This is a genomic window from Pelagimonas sp. KU-00592-HH (genome assembly GCF_040369695.1).
Lineage (GTDB): Bacteria > Pseudomonadota > Alphaproteobacteria > Rhodobacterales > Rhodobacteraceae > Shimia.
In genome coordinates, this window is the sequence record NZ_BAABWM010000003.1 from 436,032 (window position 1) to 449,087 (window position 13,056).

A 13,056-nucleotide genomic window follows, 5' to 3' on the forward strand; every position below is an offset into this window, starting at 1 on the left:
TTAAAGCGGCTTGTCGAGATCGATCAGGATGCGCTTGCCGTCGCGACGGACAGCGCAAATGGACTCGTCGAGCTTTGGCGTTTTCGCCAATGGTTTGAAGGTCTTACCCGCGAGTTGTTCTTCCGTGCAGTAGGGGATTGTAACGCGTTCATAGCCCGCGTCGCTCATGCATTGCGCACGGACGCGATCACGCAGACCTTCGTTCAATTCAATATAGTTGGTTTCCCAATAGAGGATGACACGCGGACCTCCGGGCGTGCGGGGCGGGCCGTAGACGGGATAGCGATCAATGATGATCCGGGGCGGCACCTCTCTCTCGGCCCGGGAGCGGCAGGACAGCGTGGCCCTGTCGATCTTTTCCAGCGTCGTGCCGGGTTTGTAATAGGTGCCGAAACTGGTGCATCCGGCCACTGCAACAAGAATTGAAATGCCAAGAACATAGGGTTTCATTATCACCCCTCCTGGGTTCATGAAACCGCAAGGGGCAGGGCAGCGTCAATGGTAGTATTTGACCTCCGGCCCGGCATCTGGCATCCAGAACTCTGAAACCCAAAGAGGTATCCAATGAAGGTCATTATCTGCGGGGCTGGGCAGGTTGGTTGGCAAATCGCCCGGCATTTGTCTTCCGAGAAAAACGACGTCACCGTCGTCGATAACAATCCCGATCTTGTGCGCCGTGCCACGGATACGCTTGATGTTCAGGGCATTGCCGGGTTCGCAAGCTATCCGGACGTCCTCGACAAGGCGGGAGCGCGCGACGCGGACATGATCATTGCCGCGACCTACTCGGACGAGGTCAACATGGTGACCTGCCAGGTGGCCCATTCGGTCTTTGCCATTCCCCGCAAGATCGCGCGCCTGCGCAGCCAATCCTATCTGGATGCGATCTATTCTGATCTCTATCGGCGCGATCACATGCCGATCGATGTTGTGATCAGTCCGGAAATGGAGGTGGCCGAGGCGGCTTTGAAACGCCTTTCCGCGCCCGCGGCCTTTGATACCGAAACCTTCCTTGATGGACGTGTGCAGATGTTCGGGGTGACGCTGGACGAGGATTGCCCAGTGGTGAACACCCCGCTGCGCCAGCTGACCGATCTGTTTTCGACCCTGCGTGCGGTGGTTGTCGGGGTTAGACGGGAAGGCACATTGTTCGCGCCCGAACCGGCGGACCAGCTGTTCGTGGGCGATGAGATCTATGTCTTTACCTTTGCCGAAGACGTTGTGAGAACCCTGGAAGTCTTTGGTAAAACACAGAAAAAACAAGAGCGTGTTTTGCTTGTCGGTGGTGGCAACGTCGGTTTGACCGTTGCGCAGAAACTTGAGGCCAGCACAGACCGCATCCGCGCCAAGGTGATTGAACGCAGCCGGAAAGTTGCGGAAGTGGCCGCCGAGGCTTTGGAGCGGACAATTGTTCTCCACGGGGACGGTCTGGACGCCGGTCTTTTGTCCGAAGCGGGCGTTGATCGCGCTGACGCCGTTCTGGCGGTGACGGATGACGACAAGGTCAATCTGCTGACGGCGGTGCGGGCCAAGTCACGGGGGTGCCAGATGGCGATTGCCCTGATCAATGACCCGACGCTGGTCCCGTTGATGGGGCCGCTTGGCATTGATGCCTACATCAACCCGCGGGCCACGACCGTGAGTTCGATCTTGCGGCACATTCGCCATGGCCGCGTGCGGGATGTCTATTCGATTGGCGATGCCGAGGCCGAGATCATCGAGGCCGAAGTCCTGTCGACGTCCCCCATCGCCGGCAAGCAGATCCGCGACATCGAGTTTCCGGAAGGCGTGCTCGTGGGGGCGGTGCAGAAGGGCGATGAAATCATCAAACCCAAGGGTGGGACACGAATTGATGAGGGGGACGTGATCGCGCTGTTCTCAATGGCGGCGGATGTTCCCGAAGTCGAACGCCTGATGCAAGTTTCCATCGATTTCTTCTGATCTCATGCTGTCTCGCCTCTCCAGACTTCCGCTGTTCCTGCTTTTCGTGGGGATGTCTGGCGTGGCGATGTATGTTCCCGCGATCTATGCAGCGCGGCTGCATGATCTGCACGAGGCACGCAGCTTCTTCTACAGCGGTACGCTCACGATCTTCGTATTCGGCTTAATCGCGCTTGCGATTTCGGACACAGGGCGTCCGCCGCGAGCGGTGGACCATCTGGTGGCGCTGTTTCTGGCTTTTACCTGTCTCCCGGTGATCCTTGCGGTGCCGTTCTGGGAGGGGCTGGCAACGACCAGCTTCCTGAATGCCTACTTTGAAATGGTGTCCTGCTTCACGACAACGGGCGCAACGCTTTATGACAATCCGGGGCGACTTTCCGGATCGCTCCATCTCTGGCGCGGCATGGTGGCCTGGCTGGGTGGGGCGATGATGTGGATCGCCGCTGCCGCCGTGTTTTCCCCGCTGAGCCTTGGCGGCTTTGAAGTCACTGCGCGCCCCGATCCCGGCTATGACGAGAGCCAGCAGGGGCAATCGGCGGTCGTCGACTCGATGCGGAGATGGCAACGCGGCGCGATGGCGCTGATCCCTGTCTACGCGGGTTTGACGCTGGCGCTTTGGGTGATGCTCATCGTGATGGGCGAGGAGACATTGACCGGGTTGATGCACGCGATGGCCGTGCTGTCGACCAGCGGTATCTCGTCGGTTGGCGGCGTGACGGCGGCGAAATCGGGGATTGGCGGCGAACTGGTGCTCTTGCTGTTCATGCTGTTTGCCCTGTCGCGTGTCACCTTTTCCGCAGACACCGGTGCCGTGCGGCGCGACTCCTTGTTTCAGGATCACGAATTTCGCATCGGATTGCTGATCATACTCGCGGTTCCCGGCTTTCTTTTCCTGCGTCACTGGTTGGGTGCCTTCGAGTTCGATGATCTGCAAAACCTAGATGTGGCGCTTCGGGCAGCCTGGGGCAGTGTTTTCACCGTGCTGAGCTTCCTGACCACAACCGGATTTGAAAGCGCGGAGTGGGAAACCGCGCGGAATTGGTCGGGCCTGTCGACCCCGGGCATGATTTTGATGGGACTGGCGATTGTCGGCGGCGGTGTTGCAACCACCGCTGGCGGGGTCAAGTTGTTGCGGGTTTATGTGCTGTATCGTCAGGGCCTTGGCGAGATGCAGCGGCTGGTCCATCCCTCGATGATTGTGGGGCGGCGTTCGGATTCTCGCAGGATTCGCCGCAAGGGCGCGCAGATTGCCTGGGTTTTCTTCATGCTGTTTGCCATGTCGCTGGCATTGATCACCATTTCGCTGGCCGCGGCCGGTGTTGGCTTTGAAGATGCGCTGACTTTGGCCATTGCGACGCTGACAACAACCGGGCCCTTGGCCACGGTGGCGTCGGAAACCCCTGTGCAGATTGCCGCCTTTGGCAGTGGGGTCAAACTGATCCTTGCCGGGGCAATGATACTTGGGCGGCTGGAAACCCTCGTGATTATCGCGCTTCTCTCGCCGGAATTGTGGCACAAATGATGCGCTAACCCGCGACGATTCTTCCAAAATGTGTATTTGGGGGTGGAAAGTCTCCAAAGCCCACTCCATACTCCCTTCAATCAACTGCACCCGTGGCACCCAACAAGAACAAAGGCAAACGCGCGATGGCTTCGGATCGACAAAACCTCCAAGACGCATTTCTGAACCACGTCCGGAAAACCAAGGTTCCGGTAACAATCTTCCTGATCAACGGGGTCAAGCTTCAGGGCGTTATCACGTGGTTTGATAACTTCTGTGTGCTTCTGCGCCGCGACGGCCAGAGCCAGCTTGTCTACAAACATGCGATCTCGACCATTATGCCGGCTCAGCCGATCAGCCTCTACGAGGGTGAAGACGCCTCTTGATGGAGCATGACGCGCGGGTAACCCGAGCATGGGTCCTGCATCCCGATATCACTGGTGCCGATCAACGGCGCGAGGCCTCTTTCGCTTTGGAAGAGGCCGTTTCGCTTGCGGCGGCCCTTCCTGAACTTGATGTTGTCGGCTCGAATACCGTGCGGCTTGCACGGCCGCATCCGGGTATGTTGTTCGGCTCGGGCAAGATCGAAGAGCTGAAGCAACTGTTCCACGACAACGAGGTTGAGCTTGTCCTGATCGATGGCCCTGTGTCGCCGGTTCAGCAGCGAAATCTTGAAAAAGCCTGGAAAGTCAAGCTTCTAGATCGGACAGGTCTGATCCTTGAAATCTTCTCGGACCGGGCCCGCACTCGCGAAGGTGTGCTTCAGGTCGAGATGGCCGCGCTGAGCTATCAGCGGACGCGCCTTGTGCGGGCCTGGACCCACCTTGAGCGCCAAAGGGGTGGTCTTGGCTTTGTTGGCGGTCCGGGGGAGACCCAGATCGAGGCCGACCGCCGTGCGATCGACGATCAACTGGTGCGCCTGCGTCGGCAGTTGAGCAAGGTTGTCAAAACTCGCGAACTGCACCGCAAGGCGCGGGCCAAGGTTCCGTTCCCGATTGTAGCTTTGGTTGGCTATACCAACGCCGGGAAATCGACGTTGTTCAACCGTGTCACCGGGGCCGACGTGATGGCCAAGGACATGCTGTTTGCAACGCTTGACCCTACGATGAGGGCCGTGGAGCTGCCGAGCGGGCCGGAGGTCATTCTATCGGATACGGTGGGGTTCATCTCGGATTTGCCAACCGAACTTGTTGCCGCGTTCCGCGCGACCTTGGAAGAGGTTCTAGCGGCGGACCTGATCCTTCACGTCCGAGACATTGCGCATCCCGAGACTGATATTCAGGCGGAAGACGTGCATGACATTCTGAACTCACTGGGTGTCGGCTCTGGAACCCCGATGATCGAAGTCTGGAACAAGGTCGACCTTCTGGATGAAGACCGTCAGGACGCCATGCGCACGCGCGCCGGGCGGGATGACACCATCTTTGCGGTCTCTGCAATCACCGGCGAAGGTCTCGACGATCTTTTCACGGCAATCGCCGCATCGCTGGATGCAGAGCGCAGCGAGGAAACCGTTGATCTCGACTTTTCCCAAGGTAAGCAAAGGGCTTGGCTGTTCAAGGAAGGGGTGGTCGAGGAAGAAACCCAAGATGCAAACGGGTTTCATCTGCGAGTGAAATGGACAGCGCGGCAAGCCCGCAAGTTCGAAACACTCTGAGCTTCCAGACACCGATCTAAATCAAAAGGGCCTCATCACGATTGATGAGGCCCTTTTCACATTCGGAAAGAAAAACGGGGCGATCCCAATCGCCCCGTTTCCTGTTCTTAGAAGTGTGCCGACTTGGTCGTCGCCGGGATTGCCAGCGGCGGGGCAAACTTGGTCAGGTCGATGCCTTCAACCGCGGCTTTATACTCTTCCAGGGTCGGGGTGCGGCCAAGGATGGCCGACAGAACCACAACCGGGGTCGAGGCCAGAAGCGATTCACCCTTCTTCTCGGGAAGGTCGCCCACGACGCGGCCTTGGAACAGGCGGGTCGAGGTGGCCAGAACGGTGTCGCCCTTGGCGGCTTTTTCCTGGTTACCCATGCAGAGGTTACAGCCGGGACGCTCGAGGTAGAGAATGTTCTCGTACTCGGTGCGCGCCTGGGTCTTCGGGAACATGTCGTCGAAAGTGAAGCCCGAGTATTTCTCGAGGATTTCCCAATCGCCTTCTTCCTTCAGCTCATCAATGATGTTGTAGGTCGGCGCGGCCACCACGAGCGGTGCCTTGAACTCGACCTTGCCCATCGACTTTTCGAGGTTCTTGAGCATCTGGGCCACGATCTTCATGTCGCCTTTGTGCACCATGCACGACCCGACAAAGCCGAGATCCACCTTCTTGTCCGCGTTGTAGTAGGACACGGGGCGGATTGTGTCGTGGGTATAGCGCTTGGACACGTCTTCGTTGTTGACGTCCGGGTCAGCGATCATCGGCTCGACGATCTGATCCAGATCCACAACCACCTCGGCAAAGTACTTGGCGTTGTCATCCGGGGTCAGGGCGGGTTTTTCACCCGACTTGATCTCGGCAATACGCTTGTCGGCTTTGTCCAGCAGTCCTTGCAGGGTGCCAGCCGCGTTTTCCATGCCCTTGTCGATCATCACCTGGATGCGCGACTTGGCCAGTTCCAGCGAACCGATCAGGGTCTCGTCGTTCGAGATACAGACCGACGCCTTGGCCTTCATTTCGGCGGTCCAGTCAGTGAAGGTGAACGCCTGGTCCGCCAGCAGGGTGCCGATGTGGACTTCGATCACGCGGCCCTGGAAGACGTTGTCGCCGTGCTGTTCCAGCATCTGTGCCTGGGTGGCGTGCACCACGTCGCGGAAGTCCATGTGATCGGCCATCTGGCCTTTGAAGGTTACCTTGACCGATTCCGGGATCGGCATAGCCGCTTCACCGGTTGCCAGCGCCAGGGCAACGGTGCCCGAGTCCGCGCCGAAGGCAACGCCCTTGGACATACGGGTGTGGCTGTCGCCGCCAACGATGATGTCCCAGTCATCCACGGTGATGTCGTTCAGCACCTTGTGGATCACGTCGGTCATCGAGTGATAGACGCCCTTCGGGTCACGCGCGGTGATCAGGCCGAAGTCGTTCATGAACTGCATCAGTTTCGGGATGTTGGCCTGAGCCTTTTTGTCCCAAACAGATGCGGTGTGACAGCCCGACTGATAGCCCACGTCAACCGACGGCGAGATCACGGTGGCGGCCATCGCCTCGAGTTCCTGCGCGGTCATCGGGCCGGTAGTGTCCTGCGAGCCAACCACGTTGACCTTGACGCGGACATCCGAACCGGCGTGCAGGGTTACGCCCGGGGTGGTGCCCAGCGCGTTGCGGTTGAAGATCTTTTCGACCGCGGTCAGGCCCTGGCCTTCGACCGAAACCTCTTTGGAGGGGGCATAGGCCGATTTCAGCTCCTGGCCCAGCGCGGCTGCTGCAAATGTCTGCAGCTTCTTGCCGAAGACCACGGCGTAAGAGCCACCGGCCTTCATGAACTCCACCTTTTGCGGGGTGAAGGCGGCAGAGACGTCTTTCAGCACGTTGCCGTCGGCGTCATGCAGGGTTTTGGTTTTGCTGTTGATGGTCAGCACGGTGCCGGTGGCAACCGAATAGGCCTCTTCCAGAACCGCTTCGCCATCTTCGTCCAGAACCACATTGCCGTCGGCGTCGGTCTTCTTGACCCAGTTGTCCAGGTCGATGCCGATGCCGCCGGTCACGCCAACGGTGGTCAGGAAGATCGGCGAGATGCCGTTGGTGCCGGCCACAACCGGTGCGATGTTGATGAAGGGCACATAGGGCGATGCCTTCTTACCGGTCCAAAGTGCCACGTTGTTTACGCCGGACATCCGCGACGAGCCGACACCCATGGTGCCCTTTTCCGCGATGAGCATGACGCGTGCATCCGGGTGTTGCTTTTGCAGTTCCTGGATTTCTACCTGTGCTTCCGGGCTGATCATGCATTTGCCGTGAAGTTCACGGTCCGCACGCGAGTGGGCCTCTGCGCCGGGCGAAAGGAGGTCGGTCGAGATATCGCCAATGCCTGCGATATAGGTGACGACTTTGATTTCTTCTTCAACTTCGGGAAGTTTGGTGAAGAACTCTGCCTTCGCGTAGCTTTCCAGAAGGTCCTTGGCGACGGCGTTGCCGGCTTTGAACGCCTCTTCAAGGCGCGCGGTGTCTGCTTCGTACAGGAAGACCTGCGTTTTCAGCACGTCGGCAGCCTGCGCAGCAATGGCCGCGTCATCTCCCAGCGCCAGGTCGAGAAGAACCTTGACCGAGGGGCCACCTTTCATGTGCGACAGCAGTTCGAAGGCAAAATCTACCGAGATCTCGTCAACCGAGACTTGGCCCAGTGCGACTTCTTTCAGGAACTCGGCCTTGACACCTGCGGCGCTCGTGGTGCCAGGAAGGGTGTTGTAGATGAAGAAGTTCAGCGAAGCTTCGCGATGCTCGTTGCCGGTGTCCTTGATCTGTTCAATCAGTTCACCCACAAGCGCGCCATCATCGATGGGCTTGGGGTTCAGGCCTTGCTCTTTACGAGCGTCGATTTCATTGAGGTAATCTGTGTACAAGCTCATGACGATCCCGAAGTTTTAAGTTGGGTTTGGCTAGAGCACCGGGACGTAAATGGGGTGACGAACCGGGCTTTGGATTTCTGTATGCCGTCGTATACCAAAGTGATTTTGGTTGCAAGACATTCGACGGTGGCAAGATGCCCCAGCCGTTTGCATGTTCTATTTACGCGTTGCGCACCTATGAATCCAGCAAACAGGGTGAAAAACCTGATGAAACGCAGGCTAGGGCGCATTTACCGCAGGTGCACTAACTAGGGTTTGGGAACCAGAGTCGTGACTCCAACGGCCGCCGCGCGTGCAAGGTCGGCATCCAAAGACATCGGAACGTATTCACCCCGCCGCCAGAGTTGCGCCATGTCATCATAGTAGCGCGACAGGAAGTGTCCGGACTGGCCTGTCGAGATGATGAACAGTGAACTGTCGGGGTCGGCAAAGTCATAGACACCCCGATAGGCCGCGGCGTGGACATTCTGGAACGGATCGTCGCCAGAGCCACTGGTGCGGCCTCGTTGCAATGTGTTGTCACCACCGCTGGTGGATTGACGGATGTTCACAAAATGGCGCAGAACCGGGATTTCACCAAGAACGGGGTGATCATGGGTTGCCTGGTGGGCATCTCCCCAGCGTAGGCTTTCCAGTTGGTCGCCATAGCGCTCTGCGATCCACAGAAGCGCATCGTCCAGCGCCAGACGCGCCATGTCGGTGCAGGTTTCAACCGGAGCACTCTGGATCACGTCGCACCAGACCGAGGCGTTTTCGACATTGCGGAAGACCCGTTCGATGAACAGGGGTTCCACATGGGTGAATTCCTCGGCGAGGGGCCCCAGATCATCCTGGATCAACCGGGTTTGAAGGGCACGCATCCATGCCGCATAGATAAGGGGTTCCGGCAGGTGTTCGTTCATTTCGCCGTTCCACTCGGCCAGAAGCGCCAGAGCGCGCTGCCGTTGGCGTTCCGGTGTGCCGTCGGGGGCCGCGTCGCCGGTAAACCACAGGTTCGCGCCAACAAGCGGCAACAGGGATCGGGCAGAAAAGCTGACGGTATCCAGCTGCGTTTCCACGAAACTGTCACGGGTGTGCACTTGGCGGCCCTGCATCAGGCGCTGCCAGCGTTGGATGCGCTGGCTGTCGCCCCATTCATACGACACATGCAGGGGAAACGGGCGCTCGACTGTCTTGTTGTTGGTATTGCCAACGATCCCGCCAACCGGAGCATAGAACTCAGGGTTGGAGCTATAGGGCAGGCGTCCCTGCCAGCGGTTCTGCGCAATCCAGCCAAGCGAGGGCATGCGCCCTTTGCTTTGGTGGTTTGCATGTCGACGGGGCATGGCGCCGATGGTTTTCATCGCGATGGTTTCCCGATCCGCGAGGGTCAGGTTCTGAGCCGGCGAGATATAGGGCTCGGTTGCATCAATAGCTTCGCGGACCGACTTTGCATACATGATCCCGACGGCGGCGCTCAGTGACGTGTCCTGCGCAGATAGCGCGGTCCAGCCCAGCGCGGCGACATGGCCCGATGGCGTGATGGTGCCAAGATCATAGAAGCTTCCGGGCAGGACAGGCCCGTTGTCCGTCCAGCGCAATGTAAGTGTCACAGGGGCTTCATCGGCAATCGTGATGATGGACTTGCGGGTCACGAAGGGTTTGAACCCGTCTGGCGTTCTGTATTCCTCGGGGTTCTCGGGGTTCAGTTCCTCGATGAAAACGTCCTGATCGTCCATGTAGGCCGAGGTCAGCCCCCAACCTAGACCTTCGGAGCGACCGGAAAGGATGGTTGGCAGGCCGGGAATGGTGCCGCCGATCACGCCGCCAGATTGCAGTTCCAATCGCGCGAGATACCAGATGGCCGGTGCAGTCAGGCCAAGGTGCGGGTCATTGGCCATGAGGGTGCCGCCGGTCGCGGATCGGTTCGGCGCGGCGGCCCATGCGTTGGATGCCCCTGCCAGGCCCCGTGGTTTGAACGGCGACAGCGGGTGCATCGGCTGTTCGGTCGAGGCTGCATAGCGCGGCGCGCCGGGAACGAGACTTGCAAAATCGGGCAGGGCGGCAACACCGGTTCCCGGTGCATCCGGCAGAATGTCGCGCAGTCGTTCTTCTTCAGGCAGCAACAATGACGTGCGTGCGCGCAACACCTCGTCCCGCAGGTGCCCGGCCAGTTGCAGGGCCATGACCTTTTGAATGGCAATGGAATCAGCAGGTTGCCAGGGGGCAATCGCGCTTGGGAAAAGGAACATCTCGGGCGCGCCACGGCCAAGAGAGTCGCGGTTTATCTCGTCAATCCGCGCGTTCACGCCAGCAGAATAGGCCCGCAGCACAGCAAGGGTGCGCGCGTCCTGGGCGGATACCGATTGTACCGATAGGGGGTAAATATCGAGCCGGCGGATCAGCGTATCTGTGTTCAGGGTGGCACGTCCGAACAGTTCAGACAGCCGCCCCTGCGCCGTGCGACGCAGGATCATCATCTGCCAGAGGCGATCCTGGGCATGGGCATAGCCAAGCGCAAAAAAGGCGTCGCGGTCGGTTTCCGAGAAGATGTGCGGAACATTGGCATTATCGCGCACGATTTCCACCGGCGCGGAAATTCCGCCAATCTCCAGTGTTTTATCGTATTCCGGCAAAGACCGGGACGCGAGGAAATAGGCCAGCATGACCACGGCTGCCGCCAAAAATACCAAGCCGCCTGCAATGCGCAGCAGCCACTGAAAGAAAACGCCCATACCGAATCCCGGATTAAGTCTTGCCATCTGCCTCTGGGGACAGGACAAACACTACGACGAATGAGAGCGAGGGAAAAGCACATGGCGAAAGTGGCGTTTCTAGGCCTTGGGGTGATGGGATACCCGATGGCCGGACATCTTCAGAAAGCCGGTCACGAGGTGACTGTTTACAACCGGACCGCGGCAAAGGCAGAGGCCTGGGTGGCCGAACATGGTGGCGCAATGGGTCTCACGCCGAGAGAAGCCGCTGAGGGTGCTGCCTTTGTCATGGCCTGCGTGGGCAACGATGATGACCTGCGCAGCGTTTGCCTTGGTGATGATGGCGCCTTCGCAGGTATGGCCGAAGGTGCAGTCTTTGTGGACCATACGACGGTTTCGGATGACGTTACAAAAGAGCTCTATGCTTTTGGAAAAGAAGCGGGAATTGCCTTTGTTGATGCGCCGATATCCGGTGGGCAGGCAGGGGCCGAAAACGCGGTTCTGTCGATCATGTGTGGTGGCGATCAGGCAGCCTATGACGCTGCTGAGCCGGTTATGGATGTCTATTCCAAGATCTGCCGCCGTATCGGTGAAAGCGGTGCCGGCCAATTGACCAAGATGAGCAACCAGATCGCCATCGCCGGCGTTGTTCAGGGCCTGGCCGAGGCGTTGCATTTTGCCGAGAAAGCGGGCCTAGACGGGCGCGCCGTGGTGGAAGTGATCAGCCAGGGTGCGGCTGGCAGTTGGCAAATGGTGAACCGCCACGAAACCATGCTGGACGATCATTTCGACTATGGTTTCGCTGTTGACTGGATGCGCAAGGATCTTGGCATTTGTCTGAACACTGCGAACCGGACCGACGCCAGCCTGCCACTGACGGCGCTGGTGGACCAGTTCTACAAGGACGTTCAGAAAATGGGGGGCGGCCGCTGGGATACGTCCAGCCTTTTCAAACGTTTGCGAGCGATGGATTAAGCTCTGTCTCAAACAGCGCGATCATGTGACCCCAATAGCTTGCTCCAGTCTCGTCAGAGTCTTCGAAGAGCGCCTGGTTTGGGGCATTGTGACCTTTGCGACTGCAAAACAGCACTTCTATGGGCGCGCCGGTCTGTTCGGCGCGCTTTTTCACGAGGTGCAGGGTCTTCGGTGCGATGATCCGATCAAACGTGCTATGAAGGAACACGCAATGGGGGCCATCTGACCGCAATCGCCACGGATGGATCAAAGTGCCCCCGAGAACGAAAACCGCGTCGGGGGATGGAAGATTGGGGAGGTGGCGCGGGGCGTATGCCAGAGCCATCCCGGCAATACCTCCGGCAGAGGTGCCGATCAGCCCGATCCGCTCATTGTGAATGCCCCATTGGAGCCTGTTGCGTTTCAGGAACGCCAAGGCCTCTCCGATGTCCTGCCGAGCGGCCTCGCAACGAAAACCCATCAAACGTCTGGCCAAAGACACACCGGCACCAAGGCCGCGTTCCATGTTTTGGGAGATGATCTTTTGCTGTTCTTTTTCAATGCTCTCAGGGGAGGTGTTAAGGCGATAGTCGATGGCCGCGAGCGTATAGCCTTCGCCGGTTATTCGCTTTGCAAGCTGAGAGATGAAATCAGAGCGACGCGTGCCTCGCGTGAACCCACCGCCATAGGCATAGACAACAAGTGCTTTGGTTTCGTGGTGCGGCAGATAAAGATCGAGCGCCAATCGGGCTGACTGGCGCTCGGTAAACACGATGTTGTGTTCAACGTGCACGCTGAAATCAGGGAATGATACGCGTGTATTTGACGCCTTCAAGGGTTGCGCCGATGTGCAGGCCTGCGTGGCCGAAGACCACAGCGATCACGGGTGCAAGCGTGGTCGTTGTATCGGCCTTGAGGGTGCCGCCTTCATCGACGGCGGCATACTTGAGGTCCGCGCCCGCGGCCCATCCGTTCGAGCGGCGGAATTCGGCCAATGCGCCTTGTGTCATGAAGAACAGGACGTGGGCATATTGCTGCGCCCCGATCTGCAGGCCGAAGCTGCCCTTGGTTGCCGAGTAGTAGTCAACAGTGATGTCGTCGACCCGCAATGCGCCGCGGCCGTAGCCGCCGCCAAACCCGAGGCCAGCCTCGGTGACAACTGGCATCACCAGTACACCGGTCGATTTCTCGGCCAGGTCCACTGCGTTGGGGTAGTTCGAATAGAGATAGTTGAGCGTGTTGTCGACGCGGGCGTCGATTTCCTGCGCTCCGTTGCCGCCAATGCCGTTACCGCATGCGGCCGTTAGGCCCATTCCGGCCAATCCGGCCAAGGTAAAGCTGCGTCGGGTGATCAATGTCATGGGTCCGCCTGTATACTGCTGTGTTTTGCCGCCGTTGTGGCAGTCATTTGCG

At 58.9% G+C, this 13,056-nt stretch carries 10 protein-coding genes; 5 read left to right on the plus strand and 5 right to left on the minus strand.

Translation table 11 applies throughout. The features are described from left to right. Positions 1-450: a hypothetical protein gene (locus tag ABWV42_RS14510; protein WP_353340795.1), complete on the minus strand. Its 450-nt coding sequence runs from the start codon at positions 448-450 to the stop codon at positions 1-3. Positions 451-564: 114 nt separating this feature from the next. On the opposite strand from ABWV42_RS14510, the gene trkA reads away from it, so the two are divergent. The 4 genes from trkA to hflX all read left to right on the plus strand — a co-directional run bounded on the left by trkA (position 565) and on the right by hflX (position 5,099). Then, a complete protein-coding gene (gene trkA, locus ABWV42_RS14515; protein ID WP_255106510.1) occupies positions 565-1,941 on the plus strand; it encodes a Trk system potassium transporter TrkA in 1,377 nt (458 codons plus the stop codon). A gap of 4 nt (positions 1,942-1,945) precedes the next feature. Further along, entirely contained in the window at positions 1,946-3,463 is a 1,518-nt protein-coding gene (locus tag ABWV42_RS14520; protein ID WP_353340796.1) for a potassium transporter TrkG, read from the plus strand. 125 nt (positions 3,464-3,588) lie between these two features. Continuing rightward, positions 3,589-3,828, plus strand: a complete 240-nt coding sequence (gene hfq, locus ABWV42_RS14525) for an RNA chaperone Hfq (protein WP_008204623.1) — start codon at positions 3,589-3,591, stop codon at positions 3,826-3,828. Further along, entirely contained in the window at positions 3,828-5,099 is a 1,272-nt protein-coding gene (gene hflX / locus ABWV42_RS14530) for a GTPase HflX (protein WP_353340797.1), read from the plus strand. Before hfq ends, hflX begins: the two co-directional genes overlap by 1 nt. 107 nt (positions 5,100-5,206) lie before the next feature. Here hflX and ABWV42_RS14535 read toward each other — a convergent pair whose 3' ends face one another. Together ABWV42_RS14535 and ABWV42_RS14540 are read right to left on the minus strand one after the other, a co-directional pair. Next, the gene (locus tag ABWV42_RS14535) at positions 5,207-7,996 is read right to left on the minus strand and encodes a bifunctional aconitate hydratase 2/2-methylisocitrate dehydratase (protein WP_353340799.1); all 2,790 of its coding nucleotides are present in this window, start codon (positions 7,994-7,996) and stop codon (positions 5,207-5,209) included. Between the two features lie 248 nt (positions 7,997-8,244). Next, complete coding sequence (locus ABWV42_RS14540) at positions 8,245-10,710, minus strand: penicillin acylase family protein (protein ID WP_353340801.1); 2,466 nt, start codon at positions 10,708-10,710, stop codon at positions 8,245-8,247. Between the two features lie 81 nt (positions 10,711-10,791). Between ABWV42_RS14540 and ABWV42_RS14545 the strand changes: the two genes are divergently transcribed. Continuing rightward, a complete protein-coding gene (locus ABWV42_RS14545) occupies positions 10,792-11,664 on the plus strand; it encodes an NAD(P)-dependent oxidoreductase (RefSeq protein ID WP_353340802.1) in 873 nt (290 codons plus the stop codon). On the opposite strand, the gene ABWV42_RS14550 is transcribed toward ABWV42_RS14545, so the two are convergent. Together ABWV42_RS14550 and ABWV42_RS14555 are read right to left on the minus strand one after the other, a co-directional pair. Continuing rightward, the gene (locus ABWV42_RS14550) at positions 11,639-12,478 is read right to left on the minus strand and encodes an alpha/beta hydrolase (protein WP_353340803.1); all 840 of its coding nucleotides are present in this window, start codon (positions 12,476-12,478) and stop codon (positions 11,639-11,641) included. The genes ABWV42_RS14545 and ABWV42_RS14550 overlap by 26 nt on opposite strands. Continuing rightward, the gene (locus tag ABWV42_RS14555; RefSeq protein ID WP_255106523.1) at positions 12,444-13,004 is read right to left on the minus strand and encodes a lipid-binding SYLF domain-containing protein; all 561 of its coding nucleotides are present in this window, start codon (positions 13,002-13,004) and stop codon (positions 12,444-12,446) included. The genes ABWV42_RS14550 and ABWV42_RS14555 overlap by 35 nt, the downstream gene beginning before the upstream one ends. Positions 13,005-13,056: the final 52 nt, after the last annotated feature.

Coding starts and splice junctions, on each gene's coding strand:
- ABWV42_RS14540 (WP_353340801.1), bottom strand. CDS start 10,710: ATGGGCGTTTTCTTTCAGTGGCTGCTGCGCATTGCAGGCGGCTTGGTA.
- ABWV42_RS14535 (WP_353340799.1), bottom strand. CDS start 7,996: ATGAGCTTGTACACAGATTACCTCAATGAAATCGACGCTCGTAAAGAG.
- ABWV42_RS14555 (WP_255106523.1), bottom strand. CDS start 13,004: ATGACATTGATCACCCGACGCAGCTTTACCTTGGCCGGATTGGCCGGA.
- ABWV42_RS14510 (WP_353340795.1), bottom strand. CDS start 450: ATGAAACCCTATGTTCTTGGCATTTCAATTCTTGTTGCAGTGGCCGGA.
- hfq (WP_008204623.1), top strand. CDS start 3,589: ATGGCTTCGGATCGACAAAACCTCCAAGACGCATTTCTGAACCACGTC.
- ABWV42_RS14520 (WP_353340796.1), top strand. CDS start 1,946: ATGCTGTCTCGCCTCTCCAGACTTCCGCTGTTCCTGCTTTTCGTGGGG.
- ABWV42_RS14545 (WP_353340802.1), top strand. CDS start 10,792: ATGGCGAAAGTGGCGTTTCTAGGCCTTGGGGTGATGGGATACCCGATG.
- hflX (WP_353340797.1), top strand. CDS start 3,828: ATGGAGCATGACGCGCGGGTAACCCGAGCATGGGTCCTGCATCCCGAT.
- trkA (WP_255106510.1), top strand. CDS start 565: ATGAAGGTCATTATCTGCGGGGCTGGGCAGGTTGGTTGGCAAATCGCC.